Annotated in this window: 14 protein-coding genes; 8 read left to right on the top strand and 6 right to left on the bottom strand. The window is 73.3% G+C overall.

Going from position 1 to position 17,128, the window contains the following annotated elements; all coding sequences use genetic code 11:
* Nucleotides 1-172: 172 nt before the first annotated feature.
* Both aceE and AB0R04_RS00865 read left to right on the top strand, forming a co-directional pair.
* On the top strand, nt 173-2,908 hold the full coding sequence (gene aceE, locus AB0R04_RS00870) for a pyruvate dehydrogenase (acetyl-transferring), homodimeric type (RefSeq protein ID WP_363366905.1): 2,736 nt from the start codon (nt 173-175) through the stop codon (nt 2,906-2,908).
* Nucleotides 2,909-3,080: 172 nt separating this feature from the next.
* A complete protein-coding gene (locus AB0R04_RS00865; protein WP_363366903.1) occupies nt 3,081-3,866 on the top strand; it encodes an enoyl-CoA hydratase in 786 nt (261 codons plus the stop codon).
* Between the two features lie 143 nt (nt 3,867-4,009).
* On the opposite strand, the gene AB0R04_RS00860 is transcribed toward AB0R04_RS00865, so the two are convergent.
* Entirely contained in the window at nt 4,010-5,824 is a 1,815-nt protein-coding gene (locus AB0R04_RS00860; RefSeq protein ID WP_363366901.1) for an NAD-binding protein, read from the bottom strand.
* A gap of 254 nt (nt 5,825-6,078) precedes the next feature.
* On the opposite strand from AB0R04_RS00860, the gene AB0R04_RS00855 reads away from it, so the two are divergent.
* Entirely contained in the window at nt 6,079-6,678 is a 600-nt protein-coding gene (locus tag AB0R04_RS00855; RefSeq protein ID WP_363366899.1) for an HdeD family acid-resistance protein, read from the top strand.
* A gap of 101 nt (nt 6,679-6,779) precedes the next feature.
* Here AB0R04_RS00855 and AB0R04_RS00850 read toward each other — a convergent pair whose 3' ends face one another.
* The 3 genes from AB0R04_RS00850 to AB0R04_RS00840 are packed head-to-tail and all read right to left on the bottom strand — an operon-like array spanning nt 6,780 to nt 9,636.
* A complete protein-coding gene (locus AB0R04_RS00850) occupies nt 6,780-7,415 on the bottom strand; it encodes a DUF6461 domain-containing protein (RefSeq protein WP_363366897.1) in 636 nt (211 codons plus the stop codon).
* A 60-nt stretch (nt 7,416-7,475) separates the two neighbouring features.
* Nucleotides 7,476-8,984 (bottom strand): CoA transferase, encoded by a 1,509-nt coding sequence (locus tag AB0R04_RS00845; RefSeq protein ID WP_363366895.1) that lies wholly within the window; start codon nt 8,982-8,984, stop codon nt 7,476-7,478.
* Between the two features lie 22 nt (nt 8,985-9,006).
* Nucleotides 9,007-9,636 carry a LysE family translocator gene (locus tag AB0R04_RS00840; protein WP_063349873.1) on the bottom strand — a complete coding sequence of 210 codons (630 nt, stop codon included), beginning with the start codon at nt 9,634-9,636 and terminating at the stop codon, nt 9,007-9,009.
* Nucleotides 9,637-9,803: 167 nt separating this feature from the next.
* On the opposite strand from AB0R04_RS00840, the gene AB0R04_RS00835 reads away from it, so the two are divergent.
* Nucleotides 9,804-10,262 carry an Lrp/AsnC family transcriptional regulator gene (locus AB0R04_RS00835; RefSeq protein ID WP_063349872.1) on the top strand — a complete coding sequence of 153 codons (459 nt, stop codon included), beginning with the start codon at nt 9,804-9,806 and terminating at the stop codon, nt 10,260-10,262.
* 49 nt (nt 10,263-10,311) lie between these two features.
* Here the strand turns inward: AB0R04_RS00835 and AB0R04_RS00830 are convergent, their stop codons facing one another.
* Nucleotides 10,312-11,562 carry a cytochrome P450 gene (locus tag AB0R04_RS00830; RefSeq protein ID WP_363366892.1) on the bottom strand — a complete coding sequence of 417 codons (1,251 nt, stop codon included), beginning with the start codon at nt 11,560-11,562 and terminating at the stop codon, nt 10,312-10,314.
* Nucleotides 11,563-11,805: 243 nt separating this feature from the next.
* Here AB0R04_RS00830 and AB0R04_RS00825 point away from each other — a divergent pair, with 243 nt between their 5' ends.
* On the top strand, nt 11,806-12,789 hold the full coding sequence (locus AB0R04_RS00825) for a hypothetical protein (RefSeq protein ID WP_363366890.1): 984 nt from the start codon (nt 11,806-11,808) through the stop codon (nt 12,787-12,789).
* Nucleotides 12,790-13,095: 306 nt separating this feature from the next.
* On the opposite strand, the gene AB0R04_RS00820 is transcribed toward AB0R04_RS00825, so the two are convergent.
* On the bottom strand, nt 13,096-13,365 hold the full coding sequence (locus AB0R04_RS00820) for a zf-HC2 domain-containing protein (protein WP_363366888.1): 270 nt from the start codon (nt 13,363-13,365) through the stop codon (nt 13,096-13,098).
* Between the two features lie 55 nt (nt 13,366-13,420).
* Between AB0R04_RS00820 and AB0R04_RS00815 the strand changes: the two genes are divergently transcribed.
* The 3 genes from AB0R04_RS00815 (at nt 13,421) to AB0R04_RS00805 (ending at nt 17,077) form a co-directional block, all read left to right on the top strand.
* The gene (locus AB0R04_RS00815) at nt 13,421-13,984 is read left to right on the top strand and encodes a sigma-70 family RNA polymerase sigma factor (RefSeq protein ID WP_363366887.1); all 564 of its coding nucleotides are present in this window, start codon (nt 13,421-13,423) and stop codon (nt 13,982-13,984) included.
* Between the two features lie 230 nt (nt 13,985-14,214).
* The gene (locus AB0R04_RS00810) at nt 14,215-15,588 is read left to right on the top strand and encodes an MFS transporter (protein ID WP_363366885.1); all 1,374 of its coding nucleotides are present in this window, start codon (nt 14,215-14,217) and stop codon (nt 15,586-15,588) included.
* A 118-nt stretch (nt 15,589-15,706) separates the two neighbouring features.
* Nucleotides 15,707-17,077 (top strand): cytochrome P450, encoded by a 1,371-nt coding sequence (locus AB0R04_RS00805; RefSeq protein ID WP_363366883.1) that lies wholly within the window; start codon nt 15,707-15,709, stop codon nt 17,075-17,077.
* Nucleotides 17,078-17,128: the final 51 nt, after the last annotated feature.

Raw genomic sequence — 17,128 nt, 5'->3', positions numbered from 1 at the left:
GCGGCATTATGGTTCGCACAAAGATGATCGATCATCGCTCACATTACCCTCCAGTAGCGGTTGACGCGCCGCCGGACCACTCCCTACCGTCCATAGAGACCTTCCATGGAGAGAAATGCCATTCCGCATCCCGGAATCGGCACTCTGAAGCACCGGCAAAGGGGAACCATCCGTGTCCCAGCTCGACCAGCTTCCCGACCACGACCCCGAAGAGGTCGCGGAGTGGCGCGCCTCCCTGGACGCCGCCCGCGACTTCGGCGGAGCGCACCGCGCCGCCCACCTGCTGCGCCGCCTCGTCGAACACGCCGAACTGCGCCGGCTCGACGTCCCGCCGCTCCTGGACACCCCGTACGTCAACACCATCCCGACCGGCGCCGAGCCCGAGTTCCCCGGCGACGAGGCGATGGAGCGGCGGATCACCGCCTGGAACCGCTGGAACGCCGCCGCCATGGTGACCAGGGGCAACCACCGCGGCGGCCTCGGCGGGCACATGGCCACGTACGCGTCCGCCGCCTGGCTGTACGAGGTCGGCTTCCAGCACTTCTTCCGCGGCAAGGAGGCCGACGGCTCCGGCGACCAGCTGTACGTCCAGGGCCACGCCGCGCCCGGCGTCTACGCCCGCGCCTTCCTCGAAGGGCGCATCGGCGAGGCCCAGTTGGACCGCTTCCGGCAGGAGGCCGGCGGCGACGGCCTGCCCTCGTACCCGCACCCGCGCCGGCTGCCGTGGTTCTGGGAGTTCCCGACCGTGTCCATGGGCCTCGGACCGCTGTCGGCCATCCACCAGGCCCGGTTCAACCGGTACTTGACCGCGCGCGGCATCAAGGACACGTCCGGCTCACACGTCTGGGCGTTCCTCGGCGACGGGGAGATGGACGAGCCGGAGTCGACCGCCGCGCTCGCCCTCGCCGCCCGCGAGGGGCTGGACAACCTCACCTTCGTGGTCAACTGCAACCTCCAGCGCCTGGACGGACCGGTGCGCGGCAACGGCAAGATCGTCCAGGAGCTGGAGCGCCAGTTCCGCGCCGCCGGCTGGAACGTCGTCAAGTCGCTGTGGGGCGAAGCCTGGGACGACCTCCTGGCCCGCGACACCACGGGCGCGCTGGTGCGCAGGCTCGGCGCGGTGCCGGACGGACAGTTCCAGACCTACGCCGCCTCCGACGCCCGCTACGTCCGCGAGCACCTGTTCCAGGCCTCGCCCGAACTCCAGGCGATCGCCGAAACCGTGGACGACCAGCGGCTGTTGGAGATCGTCGCGACCTCCCGGGCCGGACACGAACCGCGCAAGGTGTACGCCGCCTACCGGGCGGCGCTGGAGCACCGGGGCGCCCCCACGGTGGTGCTGGTGCAGACGGTCAAGGGCTGGACGCTCGGTCCCGGCTTCGAGGCCCGCAACGCCAACCACCAGATGAAGAAGCTCTCCGGGGCGGAGTTCCGGGCGATGCGCGACCTTCTCGAACTCCCCATTCCCGACAGCGCCCTGACCAGCGAGCTGGTCCCGTACGCGCACCCGGGCCCGGACTCCCCGGAGGCCCGCTACCTCCGGGAGCGGCGCGCCGCGCTGGGCGGCCCCGCGCCCGCCCGCCGGGTGCGCTTCACCCCGCTGCCCGAGCTGCCCGCGAAACCCTTCGAGACGCTGCTCAAGGGCTCCGGCACGCAGGAGATCGCGACCACCATGGCGTTCGTCCGGCTGGTCAAGGACCTGATGCGGGACAAGGCCACCGGCCACCGCTGGGTACCGATCGTCCCGGACGAAGCGCGCACCTTCGGCATGGAGTCGCTCTTCCCGAGCGCCGGCATCTACTCGCCGCTGGGGCAGACCTACGACCCGGTCGACCGCGACCAGCTGCTCCACTACAAGGAGTCGGCGACCGGCCAGATCCTCAACGAGGGCATCACAGAGGCCGGTTCGATGGCCTCGCTGACCGCCGCCGCGACCGCGTACGCCACCCACGGCGAGCCGGTGATCCCGTTCTACATCTTCTACTCGATGTTCGGCTGGCAGCGCACCGCCGACCAGATGTGGGCCTTGGCCGACCAGTTGGGCCGAGGCTTCCTGATCGGCGCCACCGCCGGACGCACCACGATGACCGGCGAGGGCCTGCAACACGCCGACGGCCACTCGCAGTTGATCGCCTCCACCAACCCGGCGGCGCTGTCCTACGACCCCGCCTTCGGGTACGAGGTCGCGGTGATCGTCCGCGAGGGCCTGCGCCGGATGTACGGCAGCAGCCCCCAACACCCGTACGGCGAGGACGTGTTCTACTACCTGACCGTCTACAACGAGCCGCTGCCACAGCCGCCGCTGCCGACCGGCACGGATGTCACCGACGTTACTGACGTCGCTGACGTCGCTGACATCACCGACGGCATCCTGCGCGGGCTGTACCGCTACCGCCCGGCGGAGCCCTCGCCGGGCGGCGACGCGCCGCGGCTCCAGCTGCTCGCCTCGGGCACCGCCGTGCGCTGGGCGCTCGCCGCCCAGCAACTGCTCGGCGAGGACTGGGGCGTGGCGGCGGACGTCTGGTCGGCACCCTCCTGGACGGAGCTGCGCCGGGAGGCGCTGGACTGCGACGCGGCCAACCTGGCGCAGGCGGCGGCCGGTACGGGCGCGGCGGCGCGCGTCCCCTACGTGACGCGGGCACTGGCAGGGGCGCCCGGGCCGGTGCTGGCGGTCAGCGACTGGATGCGCGCGGTGCCGGACCAGATCCGCCCGTGGGTGGAGCAGGACTGGACGTCGCTGGGCACGGACGGCTTCGGCCTCTCCGACAGCCGGGACGCGGCGCGGCGGCACTTCGGCGTGGACGCCCAGTCGGTCGCGGTGGCGGCGCTGGCCGCGCTGGCGCGCCGGGGCGAGGTCAAGGCGGAGACCGTCCGGCAGGCGGCCGAACGCTACGGGGTCCGCTTCTGACCCCTGACGCCCCGTGTCCGGAGCCCTGGGCCCCGGCTCCGCAGCGGGGGAGCCGGGCCCGTGACGACCGTCTCGCATACCAAGACTGGCGCGAGGCGGGGCGCGTCGTAGATCGTTGGATGGTCAGGGCGCGCCCGCGCGGCGCCGAGCAGCGGAATGGGAGTCAACGGCGATGACCGAGACCGAGACCTACGAGACGATCCTGGTCGAGCGCAAGGGCCGGGTGGGGCTGATCACGCTCAACCGGCCGAAGGCACTCAACGCGCTGAACACCCAGCTGATGAACGAGGTGGTCGCGGCCGCCACCGCCTTCGACCGGGACCCGGAGATCGGCTGTCTGGTGATCACCGGCTCGGAGAAGGCGTTCGCGGCCGGCGCCGACATCAAGGAGATGCAGGGCAACCGGTTCCCGGACGTCTACCTGGACGACTGGCTGGGCCCCTGGGACCGGCTCGGCGCGCTGCGCAAGCCGGTCGTGGCGGCGGTGGCCGGGTTCGCGCTGGGCGGCGGCTGCGAGCTGGCGATGATGTGCGACATCCTGCTGGCGGCGGACACCGCGAAGTTCGGGCAGCCGGAGATCAAGCTCGGTGTCATCCCGGGCATCGGCGGTTCGCAGCGGCTGACCCGGGCGGTCGGCAAGGCGAAGGCGATGGAACTGTGCCTGACCGGCCGGATGATGGGCGCCGAGGAGGCCGAGCGGGCCGGCCTGGTCTCCCGGATCGTCCCGGCGGACCAGCTGCTGGCCGAGGCCCTGACGGTGGCCGAGACCGTCGCGGCGATGTCCACCCCGGCGGCGGTCATGCTCAAGGAGAGCGTCAACCGCGCCTTCGAGACGACCCTCGCCGAGGGCGTCCGCTTCGAGCGTCGGCTGTTCCACGCGGCGTTCGCCACGGCGGACCAGAAGGAGGGCATGGCGGCGTTCGCGGAGAAGCGCCCGCCGTCCTTCACCAACCGGTGACCTGGCCGCTTACGTCTGACGGCTGACGGCTGACAGGCAACAGCTGACAAGTAACAGATAACAGCTAACAGATTTCGTCATCTGAAATCTGTTAGCTGTTATCTGTCAGGTGTTACCTGTCAGCTGTTATGCGTCAGCCGCCGTCACACCTCGTCCACCAGCGCCGTGTTGAGCCGGGCGAGCCCGCTACGGGTGGCGGCGACCACGATCTGGTCGCCCGGGGTGAGGCGCCGGGTGCGGTCGGGAAAGTTCCACTGCAACTGCGCACTGCGGGCGAACCGGACGGCGATCACCCGGACGCCGCCCGGGTCCTCCAGGTCGTGCCGGTTCATGCCGATCAGCCCGCTGCCGTCCTCGACCGTCAACTCGGCGATCAGCAGCACGTGCCGGAACACCGACAGCATCCCGCGCACCTCGCGCCCCATCAGGGCGGCGGCGAAGGCGGGTGCGGCCAGGTACGAGACCGAACGCGAGGCCGCGTTGTCCAGCGTCGCGTAGAAGTGCCCGGCGAAGTTGTCGTCGAACAACCGCACCACCACACGGACTTCGGGATTCCCGTGGCGCGCCTCCAGGGCCGCCTCCAGGTTGGTGGCGTCGTCGCCGCTGACCGCGACCAGCGCCCGGCTGTGCTTCAACCGGGCGCGACGCAACTGCTCCTCGAACGGGCCGTCGCCCAGCACCACCGGGATGCCGAGCGCCCGGGCGGCGGCGATGCCCCGGGCCTGCGGGTCGCGCTCCATGCAGACCACCGGCACGCCCAGTTCGTGCAGTTGGGCCGCGACCCGGGTGCCGACGTTGCCGAGGCCGACGACGATCACGTGGTCCCGGGTGCCGGCCCCGGGGTTGCGGGGCTGCCCGCGCCGCCCGGAGCCGAGCACCTCGACCACGATGGCGGTGGCGACCGGGGCGAAGGTGATCCCGCAGATGGTGATCACCACCTGCGCCACCCGCTGCCACAGCCCGCCCGTCCCGGTCCCGGCGGCGATGTCGGCGAGTTGGTCGGGCTGAGCAGCGCCCGCGAGGTCGAGCAGCGAGATGTAGAGGGTCCAGCCGAAGTTCCGGTTCAGGTACCAGAGCACGCCGAAGGCCAGCAGCACCGCGGCGAGGGCGGTGAGCAGCACCAGCCGCATCCGGGCGCTGGTGAAGAAGCGCATCATGTCGAGCAGCCGCCAGCGCGCCCGCCGCGCCCAGCTGATCGGTTCCCTGGGTTCGATGCGCAGCGCTTGGAGGGCGGCCACGCCGTCCGGTTCCTCCTCGGGCGCCGGCTCCGGTTCCGCTTCGCGGCGGACGCCACCGGGGCGGACCGGCCCGTCGTCGCCGAACTCGCTGGCGAGCCGGACGAAGTCGGCCGAGTCGCCGCGCTGTTCGGGCAGCAGGCGGATCTTGCTGAGGTCCTGGCGGTCGATGTGGTCGGCGACCACGCAGATCCGGTCGGAGGTGATGGCCTCGTCGAAGGCGATGTGCAGGAAGCGTCCACCGATCTCGACCGAGTTGGGCCGCCCGAGCGCCGCCGCGGCGAAGGCGGGTGCGGCGGTGGCGGAACCGGAGAGCGCGGCACCGTTCCTGAGCAGCCGTTCGATGTTCTCGCCGAGGCGCTGGTTGAACATCCGGAGCACGATCCGGATGTCCGGGTTGTGGCCTTGGGCGCTGAGCGCGGCGTGGATGTTGTCCTGGTCGCTGCCCTCGACGAGGGCGAGGCCGCGGGCGGTGTCGATCGACACCTCGCGCAGCGCCTCGTCGGTGATGCTGGCGTACTCGACGACGGCGGCGACGCCGGGGAGTTGCTCGATCTGCGGCGCGTGGTCGCGGGTGCGATCGGCGACCAGGACGACGACCGGGACCTCGTAGTGCTCGACGAGTTCCAGGACCAGCCGGTGGGCCAGCGCGTTGCCCCCGCAGACGATGTAGTGCTGACTGACCGGCTCTACCGAACGGGTCCCCCACCCTTCAGAAGTCATACCGCCGGATGATATCGACGGCAGGTGGCCGGACGGTGTCGTTCCGGCGACCGGAAGGCCACCGGAGCCGCTCCATCGAACATTCGTCTCCTCCGCACGCCCTCTCCCATCCCCCTTCTGTCCCCCTCCGCTTCCTCTCCCCCCTCTCTTGTCTCCGTCCCCCGAACGGCCGTACCCGACGCGCCGGTCGACGGTGGCCCGGCCAGGCTGGGGTTCGGCCCCTGCCCGTCCCCGGCCCCGAGGAGTACACCACCGTGGTTTCCCCGATCATCACCCCCGACGGTTCCCCGGTCCAGGGTCCGCTCGGCCAACTCGCCAAGGCCGCCTGGCAGGTCCTGCTGCTCGCCGGAATCGTCTCGCTGGCCCTCGGAATCGTCGTCTTCGTCTGGCCGAAGGAGACCCTGCTGGTGGTGGGCGTGCTGTTCGGCCTCTACCTGCTGGTCATCGGCATCGTGCAGCTGATCGCCGCGTTCGGCACCCACGCGACCACCGCACTGCGGGTGCTGGCCTTCATCAGCGGGGCGATCTGCATCCTGCTGGGGCTGCTCTGCTTCCGCAGCGCGGTGCAGTCGCTGGTCCTGCTGGCGATCTGGATCGGCATCGGCTGGCTGTTCCGGGGCATCACCCAGCTCGCCGCCGCGGTCTCCGACCCGGCGATGCCGGCCCGTGGCTGGCAGGCCTTCGCAGGCGTGGCCAACACGGTGGCCGGTGTGCTGCTGCTGGTCTGGCCGGTCGGTTCGATCGCCGCGTTGGCCGTCCTGGCTGGCTGTTGGCTGGTGATCCTCGGACTGATCGAGATCGTGACGGCCCTCCAGATGCGCGGCCGGGCCAAGCAGATCCCGGCGGGGGTCTGACTCCACGGGCCCGACTCCACGGGCCCGACTCCACGGCCTGACTTCACGGGTCTGGCTCCACGGGTCTCACTCCGCATCTCCAACCTCACGCGACAGAACAGCTAGCGCGTCGGCGCGTAGCCGATCCGGAATGTGGCGGCCTCCAGCCGTTCCGGCGTGAGCCGGACGTCCGTCAGCCGCTCGGCCAGCGCGAACGCGGCCTCGGTGTGCAGGTCGTGACCCTCCCCGTCGAGCTGGAAGCCGCAGGCCGTCAGCAGCGCGGGGACACCGGGGGCGTCGGCGTCCGAACCGTGCCGCTGGGTGGGGAACAACGGCTCGAACTGGAGCCGGCAGCTGCCCTGCTCCCACCAGTTGAAGTGGTCCACCGCGACGGCGTTCCGGAAGTGCGAGACCAGCCGGGTGCCGTCGGCGAGGCGGCGGATGACGTCGGGCAGGCTGCCGAGGTAGCCGAAGACCTCGACGACGACGACCCACCCGTCGAGTTCGGTGACGGCGACGAGCAGCCGGTCATCCTCCGGCTCGATCCGGGCTTCCGCCTCCTCGTCCTCCCCGTCGTCGAAGGTCTCCCAGGCGGCGACCACGGCATCCAGGCCGGTGACCTCCCGACCGGGCAGGGCGCCGAAGCGGCGCAGCAGTTCGTCGGCGGTGATCCCCTCGACCAGCGTCAGGCAGTGGGCCGCCCCGGGGATGGGGTAGCGCTGCTCGAACCAGGTGTAGTCGGTGGCGTGTGCAGTCATGCGCCGATGCTGCCAGCTGCCTGTGACATCGCCGGCCGGGGCGGCGGTTGCGCGGCGTCCTCAGAGCCAGACCGGCGCGTCCGTCCCCCAGCGCCCCGGCGGGCGGGACCAGTCGGTGGGCGCGCCGGTGTAGGCGATGGGCGGCAGGGCGTGGCGCAGCCGTCCGTAGGCGGAGTCGGTCTCGGCGAGCCACCGGGCCGGGTCGTACGCCCCGGTGTCCGGAGCACCGTCCGCCGGAGCGCCGTCCGCCGGGGCAGCAGGGGCGGGCGCCTCGGGCGGGATGCCGTGCAGCAGCCACGAGGCCGTACCGGCGAGGGAGAACCGCAGGTGGCGGCCGCCGGGCCAGCCGGTGCGCTGCTCGGTGAGGGCGCGCAGGACGGCGGCGGCGACGAGGTAGCCGGTGCCGTGGTCGAGGGCCTGGGCGGGCAGTACGCCCGGGCGGCCGTCGGGGCCGGCCTCGTGGGCGGCGATGCCGACGCCGGCCTGGACGAGGCTGTCGAAGCCGCGCCGGCCGGCCCAGGGGCCGGTCCAGCCCCAGGCGCAGAGCTGCGCGACGATCAGGCCGGGGTGGCGGGCCGACAGTGCGTCGGGGGCGAGGCCGTGCGCGTCGAGGGCGCCGGGGCGGTAGCCGGTGACGAGGACGTCGGCGGTGGCGAGCAGGCCGTCGAAGACGGCGCGGTCGGCGGGATCGGCGAGGTCGAGGCGGGTGGAGCGCTTGCCGAAGCCGGTGTCGGCGTGGGCGTCGTCGGCCTCGGGGAGGTGGGGCGGGTCGACGCGCAGGACGTCGGCGCCCAGCAGGGCGAGGGTGCGGGTGGCGACCGGGCCAGCGATGACCCGGGTGAGGTCGAGGACGCGGATCCCGGCGGCGGGCCGCTCCGGGCCGGCGTCGCCGAGCGGGCGGACGGGCGCGGTGCCGGTCACCCGGCTCTCCACCAGGGAGTGCGTGGTGGCACTCACCGGCGCGACGGCCACAGCGAGCGCCCCTGCTTCGAACGCCCGCTCCTGGACCTGCTCCGCCGGCAGTTCGCCCAGCAGCTTGGCGAGCTGTTCGGGCCCGGCGTCGGCGGGCAGGTCGAGGGCGGCGAGCAGTCGGGTGCGGTGGTGCGGGTAGTTGGCGTGGGTGCGGACCCAGCCGTCGGCGGCGCGCCAGAAGCCGGAGTGCGGGGCGAAGCTGACGGGCGTGCGGCCGTCGACGGTCAGGTGGCGTTCGCTGACGAAGGCCGTGGCGACGGCGCCCTGGTCCACCCGGACGGCGGGGACCGGGCCGCCGGCGCGGTGGGCGGCGAGTTCGGCGGCGGCCAGCGAGCAGGCGGCCACGGTGGCCCGGGCGAGCCTGCGCACCGGCAGGCCGGAGGCCAGGACGTCGCCGGGGCCGTGGAAGGAGACCCGCCCCAGCAGCTCGGCCGATCCGCCGAGGGCGGCCCAGAGGTCGGCGGTGGGCCGGTCCGCAGGTTCCCCGCCGGCGGCGAGCTGTTCGGCGGGCGCGGGCTGATCGGTGGACGCAGGCTGATCGGTGGACGCAGGCTGATCGGCGGGCCAGGTGCCGGGGAAGGTCGGACGCTCTGTCATGCCCGGCATTGTGCTCCCGTTCTCAGGCGCTCGCCGTGACGCCCGCCACCAGCATCAGCAGCACCGCCGAGACCAGGGTCATCCGGCGCGCCGCGCGCGGGGTGCCGCCGAGCCGACCGCCCAGGCGTCCGCTGGCGTGCGCGACCAGCCCGTACACGACGGCGCAGGCCAGCACGTTGAGCGAGCCGAGGGCGAGCACCTGCCCGCCGACCGGCAGCGCAGCGCCAGGCTCGACGAACTGCGGCACCAGGGAGAGGTAGAGCAGCAGCCCCTTGGGGTTGAGCAGGGCGGTCAGCATGCTCTGGCGCAGCACGGTCGCGGTGGGCTGCGGCTTGGGCTCGGTGAGGGCCGTGGCGCCCCCGCCCTTGCGCAGCGCGAGCAACATGGTGACGGCCAGCACCAGCAGGTACGCGGCGCCGGTGAGGCGCAGGACGGGCAGGGCAGCAGGGACGGCACGCAGCGCGGCGGCCAGGCCGGCGCTGGAGAGCAGGGTGTGGACGGCGTAGCCGGCGCAGACGCCGCCGACCGCGATGAAGGCGGCGCGCCGACCCTGGCCGAGGCCTCGGGCGGCGATGTAGAGCCAGTCGGGCCCCGGTGTGCAGACCAGCAGCAGGTCGACTCCGAGGAAGAGAAGGAGGGCGTGGGTGTCCATGGGTGGCGGTGACCTGTCGTGCTCGTTCGGGCGGGTCCCGGCCGTTGGTCCGGTGATCCTCGCGGCACCTGTCCGGTGCGTTCGGTCACTGAAGGTAGCCGGATAGCCCTGGCACGCGATGGCCACTTCCTGCTGGTCCGGCCCGCCTTTTGGCAGAATATTGCGCCATGGACCGAATCGACCGCAGAATCCTCCGCGAGCTCCAGCAGGACGGCCGCCTGACCAACGCCGACCTGGCCGCCCGGGTGGACCTCACCCCCTCCCCCTGCCTGCGCCGGGTCCGACAACTGGAGCAGGACGGCGTGATCCGCGGCTACCGGGCGCTCCTGGACGGCACGGCGGTCGGACGCGGCTTCCAACCCTTCGTCACGATCACCATGCGTCACGAGGATCAGGTGACGGTCGCCGAGTTCGAACGCCGGGTGGCGGAGCTGCCGGAAGTGGTGGAGGCGCACCGCCTCTTCGGGGAACCCGACTACCTGCTGCGCATCGCGGTGGCCGACATCGCCGCGTACGAGCGCTTCATCACCGACGTGCTCTCGGGCCTGCCGGGGATCGCGCAGGTCAACTCGCATCTGACGATGAAGCAGGTGAAGGCCGACCGAGGGCTGCCGATCGGCGGGTAGGGCGCGAACGGGGGCTCGGAGGTTCGGAGGGCTCAGAGGTTCAGAGGGCTCAGAACGTGAAGCGCAGCGACCGGACCCGGTGGTCGAAGTTGGACGGCACGATGTCCGGCTCGCCGACCGACCGCACCTCGGGCAGCCGGGCGAACAGCTCGCGGAACAGCACCTTCATCTCCTGCCGGGCCAGGTGCGCCCCGATGCAGTAGTGCGGCCCTCCGCCGCCGAAGCCGAGGTGGGGGTTGGGCGTGCGGGTGATGTCGAACGCGTCCGGGTCGGGGAAGACCGTCTCGTCCCGGTTCGCCGAGCCGAAGAACAGGGCGACCTTCTCCCCCGCGCGCAGCAGCGGGCCCCCGGGGCCGCCGAGCTCGTGGTCGACGGCGAGGGTCCGGCGGAAGTGGATGATCGGCGTGGCGTGGCGGATGATCTCGTCGACCGCACCGCCGAGCCCCCCGTCGAGGTCCGCGAGCAGCAGGGCGCGCTGCTCCGGGTGCGCGGTCAGCAGGTGCAGGCCGTGGGCGAGCGCGTTGCGGGTGGTCTCCACGCCGGCGACCAGCAGCAGGGAGAAGAACGCGCCGAGTTCGCGTCCGGTGAGCCGGCGGCCGTCCACGTCGGCGGTGACCAGGGCGGAGATCAGGTCCTCGGTGGGCCGGCGGCGGCGCTCACGACCGATCGAGGCGACCATGCCCTGCATGCGGGCCAGCGCCAGCAGCCCGCGCCCGGGCATCCGGATCCGGCGGCGCAGCGGGCGGGCCACGCCGATGTTCTCGGAGGCGTGGTTGACCTGGTCCAGGATCATTCGGCGCGGATGTTCCGGGATCCCCATCATGGTGCAGATCACCTGGAAGGGGAGCTCGGCGGCCACGGAGGTGACGAAGTCCTCCGGCCGCCGCCGCTCGACGTCGTCGACCAGGCGGGTGGCGACGCGGCGGATGTCCTCCTCGACCTGGCCGAGCAGCCGGGGGGTGAAGGCTCGCGAGACGATCCTGCGCAGTTGGGCGTGCCGGGGGTCGTCGAGATTGACCATCGAGTCGCCGAACACCAGCCGGACCCAGCGGGGCGGTTCCGGGGTGGTGACGCCGGGGCCGCTGAGGAACACCGCGGGGGTGCGGCTGGCCTCGACCACGTCGGCGTGGCGGACCAGCGCGTGGAAGCCCCGGCCGGTGGCGGGATCGCCGAAGAACACCGGCGCGGGGCGTCGGCGCAGTTCGGCGAAGGCGGCCGCGCGGGCGGGGGCGGGCAGCTGCCAGAAGCGGGGGTCGGCGAGGTCGGCGGCGGGGGCCGCCAAGCCGGTCGAGGTCTCCATGGCCGGGCCTCCTGCTTCGTGTTCGGCGTCCGCCCGGCAGCCACTATCGGTACCGGGGTGTGCACATTTAGTGAGCAAGCGGGGGGTGATGTCAAACCGCGTCGATGGTCGTACGAACGGGTTGGTGCGGCGGCCGGGCCGGACGTCTCGACGCACGGAGGCACGGGGCCGGGCATGGTCTCACGGGGTGGAACCGGCCAATACCGGAGGGTGCGGTCCGGGCCGGGCGGGGCGGGTGCGACGATGAGTGCCATCGTGATGACCGACCGGATCCGCCTGCTGCGCGCCGTGGTCTTCGCCGCGCTGTGCGTGGCGCTGGCCGCCGCGGCGCACGTCGCCATGGCCGGAGCCGGGGTCTCACCACCGGTGCTGATCTGCGCGTTCGGGGCCGTCCTCGGTCTGACCTGGCTGCTCGCCGGCAAGCGGCGCGGGCTCGGCGCGATCAGCGCCTGGATGGTCGCGGCCCAGAGCGCGCTGCACCTGCTGTTCGAACAGGCCGCGGCGTTCGGCCGGGGAGGCGGCGGTCTCGGCCGGCTCGCCACCACGGACTGGGCCGCGCTGCTGCTCTGCAACCCCGAGCGGATCCCCGGCGGGCTCTCCCCCGTCGAGCTGGCCCGGATGGCGGGCCTCGACCCGGACGTCCCGCCCGCCGCCAACGGCCTGCACACCATGGCGGGCATGCACCACGGGACGGCGGCGGGTGTGGTTTCCGCCCCGGTATCGGTATCCACGTCCGCATCGGTCTCCGCTTCGGCTTCGGCTTCGGCTTCAGCTTCGGCTTCAGCTTCAGCTTCGGCCGATGGGACGGCGCTGGACGCGGCCGGGATGGCGGGGATGCCCGGCATGCCGGGTACGTCGGGCCTGTCCGGAGCATCCGCCGCACACGGGATGCCCTCCGGGACGGCACACGGCATGGCACACGACATGGCGCACGGGATGTCCTTCGGGATGATCGCCGCCCACGCGCTCGCCGCGCTGGCCTGCGCGCTACTGCTGTGGCGCGGTGACGCCGCGCTGGTCCGGCTCTTCGACCTGCTCGGCGCGCTCGGCACCGTGGTCGCGGGAGTGCTGGTGCTCCCGCTGCTGGCGCTGTTCGCGCGCCCCTTCGGCTACCGCCCGCCGGCTGCACCCCGGCCCACCGGCGGCCGGACCCGGCCATCCCGGTCGGTGCTGCTCACCCATGCCGTGGTCCGGCGCGGCCCACCGGCGCTCGCCCTCGCCTGCTGACGCGCCCGCCGTCCCCACCCCTGCGCCTACCGCCCCCGGCAGCCCACCGCCGCCGGGGACCACAGGGCCCACGGGGTTCGCTCGGCGGGCAGGTCGCCCTGCCGCTCGGCCGCGCCTTCGCCGCCATGCCGCCAGGGCCCGGACCCGCGCCCGCCCGCCGTCTCCTCCGTGGAGGCGCCGCGGGCCGCGCGGAAGTCCCATGGACGCCGGCGGCGCCGCCTCAGGTGGCGCCGCTCCCAGCCCTCCCCTCAGGACCTTCGCATGCCTGACTACGACGGCGCACCGGCTTGGGCCGGCGCCACCGTCCTACCGCTCCACGGCCTCCGGCCCGTCCGGAGCCTGACCGCCCCCGAGCCCCCGCACGCCGAGTCCGTCCAGCAAGCGGGCCGACCACTCCTCCGACGGACCGGCGGCGGCGCTCGCCCGGACGCGGCCGCGCAGTTGCTCGGCCCGCTCCAGCCACGCACGGCAACCGGCGCAGCGCGCGACGTGCCCGTCCAACCGGCCACCCGACAGTCCGGTCGGTTCGCCGTCGAGCCGGGCCGACAGGGCGGTACGGAACTGCGCGCATCTCATACGACCATCGTCCCGCACTGCCCTCACGGCGAGACCGGCCGGGTGGGAGGCCACCGTGGATGACGAGCAGCTCACCGCGCTCGCGCTGACCGCCCGCGCGGGCCGGGCCCCCGACGTCGAGGCCTTCGTCCGCGCCACCCAGCGGGACGTCTGGCGGTTCGTCGCCCACCTCACCGACGTCCAGTCCGCCGACGACCTCGCACAGGAGACCTTCCTGCGCGCGCTGCGCGGCCTGCCCTCGTTCGCCGGCCGCTCCTCGGCCCGCACCTGGCTGCTGTCGATCGCCCGGCGCACGGTGATCGACCGGTACCGGACGGCCGCCGCCCGACCGCGCTGCGCGGCGCTGCCGGACTGGCAGGAGGCGGTGGAGCGGCAGGGGGCCGAACCGGCAGCCGGGTTCGAGGACGGCGTCGCGCTCGGGGACCTGCTCGACCGGGTGCCCGCCCAGCGGCGGGAGGCCTTCGTCCTCACCCAGGTGGTCGGCCTGAGCTACGCCGAGGCGGCCGAGGTCGCCGGCTGCCCGATCGGAACCGTGCGCTCCCGAGTCGCCCGCGCCCGGGAAGAACTGATAGCCCGGCTCCGAGCGGCCGAGGGCGGGGAACTCGCAGCGGCCTGCTGAGCGGGGGCAGGTAGCGGGTAACAGATGACAACTAACAGATAACAGATTTCGAAATCTGTTATCTGTTAGTTGTTAGTTGTCTGCTGTCGGTTGCCATCCGCCCGTCGCCCCCGTCCGTCCGAAAATTCCTTCACATGTTCGGAACTGGAGCCCCCGCGCCTCCGACTGCTGTACCGGACCCCGCCGCCGAGGCGGTGTCCGGTACAGCAGTCGGGCAACGGAGGGACTTCATGGCAGCGCAACAGCCGCTGACCGCCGCCACGTTGATGGACAGTCAGGCCGAACCGGCGGACCGGTGGATCCTGGTCGTGGCCGCCGGGCTGCTCTCGTTCGTCGCGATGCTCGACATGAACGTGGTCAACCTGGCTCTCACGGACATCTCGGCCAGCCTGCACGTGTCCGCCGGGGTCGCCCAGTGGGCCACCCTCGGCTACCAACTCCCGCTGATGGCACTCCTCTTGCCCGCCGGGCGCTGGCTGGACCAGGTGGGCACCCGCTCGGCGCTGCTGCTCGCCGTCAGCTGCTTCGCCGCGTGCAGCGTGCTGGCCTCCCTCGCCCCCTGGGCGGGCTGGCTGATCGCCGCCCGACTGCTCCAGGGCGCCTTCGGCGCGGTGCTGTTCGTCCTGATGCCCGTGCTGGCCGCCACCTCCGTGCGCCCCGAATCGCGCGGACGGGCGATGAGCATCCCGGCGACGCTCGGCCCGCTCGGCGCCGTCACCGGGCCGGTCATCGGCGGCCTGCTACTGGACCACTTCGGCTGGCGGGCGGTCTTCCTGATCAAGCTGCCGGTCTGCCTGGCCGCCGTACTGATCGTGCGCCGGTACGCCCCGCGGCGGGGCCGCCTGCGCCCGCCCGACCGGGCGTCGCTCGGCGACGCCGCCCTGATAGGCGCGGCCGTCGCCGCCGTGCTGCTCGCGCTGACCCTGGCCCCGGAGGCGCCGCTGTGGCTGCTGCTGGCGCTGCCCGCCGCCCCTCTGGTGCTGGTCTGGCTGCGCCGCCCCGGGGGCAAGCCGGTCGCCGAGGTGCTGCGGGCCGCCGGAACCGTCGGGGTCAACGCGTCGGTGCTGGCCCTCGCCGCCGGCTTCGCGGCCTGCCACTACCTGCTCGCCCAGCACCTGCGCGGTCCGGGCGGCGAGAGCGCCACCGCCACCGCGCTCACCATGCTGGCCTTCCCGCTCGGCATGGTGCTGGCCGGCCGGGTCGGCGGACGGCTGGCCGACCGCTGGGGCGCCCGCCCGACCGCGCTCGCCGGCGCCGCCGTCACCACCCTCGGCCTGGCGCTGCTCGTCCCGCTGGACACCGGCTGGTCCGCCGCCGACATCGCCTGGCGGCTCGCCCTGGCCGGTGTCGGGATGGGCCTCAACGGCGGCCCCACCCAGGCCCTGGTGATGACCGCCTCGCCCCCCGGGAAGCTCGCCACCGCGGGCTCCGCCGTCCAACTGGCCCGCAGCCTGGGCTTCGCCCTCGGCCCGGCCCTGGCCGGCGCCGCCGCGCTGGCCGGCGACCGCACCACCACCGGCACCCGGACGGGCATCGCCCTGGCCGCCCTGGTCGCGGCGACGGCCGTGGCCCTGCTCGCCCTGCACCGCCGTCCACGGACCTGAGCCCGCCGGACCGCGCCTCCCCAACTCCCAACGCCCGCATGCCCAGAGCCCGTACCCCAGAGCCCATACCCGAGAGCCCGCACCCCGTCATGCCCGCACCACCGGAGGAACACCGCAGATGACCGACACCGTCCACGATCCGGCGCCGGCCCACCCGGCGGACGAACCGCGCTGCCCGTACGGGTACGACCAACTCCCGGACCCCGTACCGCTGTACGGCCCCGCGTACAAGAGCGACCCGTACCCGCTCTACCGGCGGATGCGCGAGGCCGGGCCGGTGCACCGGGTGGAGTTCCCGAGCGGCATCCACGCCTGGCTGGTCACCGGCTACCAGGCCGCCCACGAGACCCTCAACGACCCCCGGTTCGGCAAGAACCACGCGCTGGGCAACGAGAACTGGCACAAGCTGGCGTCGATCATGCCCGAGCCGCAGCACTCCCAGTTGCAGGTCCACCTGCTGCACCAGGACCCGCCCAAGCACACCACGATGCGCCGGCTCGTCCTGGACGCCTTCGCGCCGCGCCGGGTGGAGTCGTTGCGCCCGCGCTTCCAGGAGCTGGCCGACGCGCTGGTCGACGCACTGCCCGAGACCGGCGGCGCCGACCTGGTGGCCGGCTTCGCGGCGCACTTCCCGTTCCGGGTGCTCGCCGAAGTGATCGGCCTGCCGGCCGAGTTGGCGGTGCGATTCGACCGCGACTGGGGCAAGGTCGTGCAGCCCGTCGGCCCGCACGATCCGGGCCGTCCGGCGTACGAGGCGCGGCTGCGCGGCCTCCAGACGTACATCGCCGACGTGGTCGCCCACAAGCGCGCCGGGAACCCCTCCGATGGCCACGACCGGCACGACCCGGACACGGCCGGCGCCGACCTGCTGAGCCGGCTCGTCGCCGCCCACGACGCGGGCGAGTTGAGCCGCGAGGAACTGGACTCCATGGTGTTCCAGCTGTTGGTCGCGGGCCAGGAGCCGGTCACCAACCAGATCACCACCATGCTGATCACGCTGCTGCGCCACCCCGACCAGCTCGCCCGGCTGCGCGACTCCCTCTCCGAGGGGCCTGCCCACGACCCCGGCCTGTTGGCCCGCGCGGTGGAGGAACTGCTGCGCCACGACGCCGCGTTCGAGCTCACCACCTGGCGATTCCTCGCCGAGGACGGAGACCTGTTCGGGACCACCGTCCCGGCCGGCGACTCGGTGATCGTCTCGCTGTGCGCCGCCAACCGGGACGAGACGCGGTTCCCGGACGCGGACCGCCTCGACCTCGACCGCACGCCCAACGCCCATCTCGCCTTCGGCCACGGCATCCACTACTGCCCCGGCGCCGCCCTGGCCCGGGCCGAACTCCAGACCGCCATCGCCACCCTGCTCACCCGGCTGCCCGGACTGCGCCCGTCCAAGGCCGCCGACGAGGACCTGGACTCCCTCGCCTGGATCCCCGCCGTCCTGGCGCGCGGGGTCAACCGGCTGCCCGTCGGCTACGACCGGCGCGCCTGAGCCGGACCTCGGCCGCGCCCACCCGCCGACGTCGGCCCGGCGTCCGCTCCA

Source organism: Kitasatospora sp. NPDC056731, assembly GCF_040687675.1.
In the GTDB taxonomy this organism is placed as follows: Bacteria; Actinomycetota; Actinomycetes; order Streptomycetales; family Streptomycetaceae; genus Kitasatospora.
This window is presented reverse-complemented; position numbering and strand designations above follow the sequence as displayed.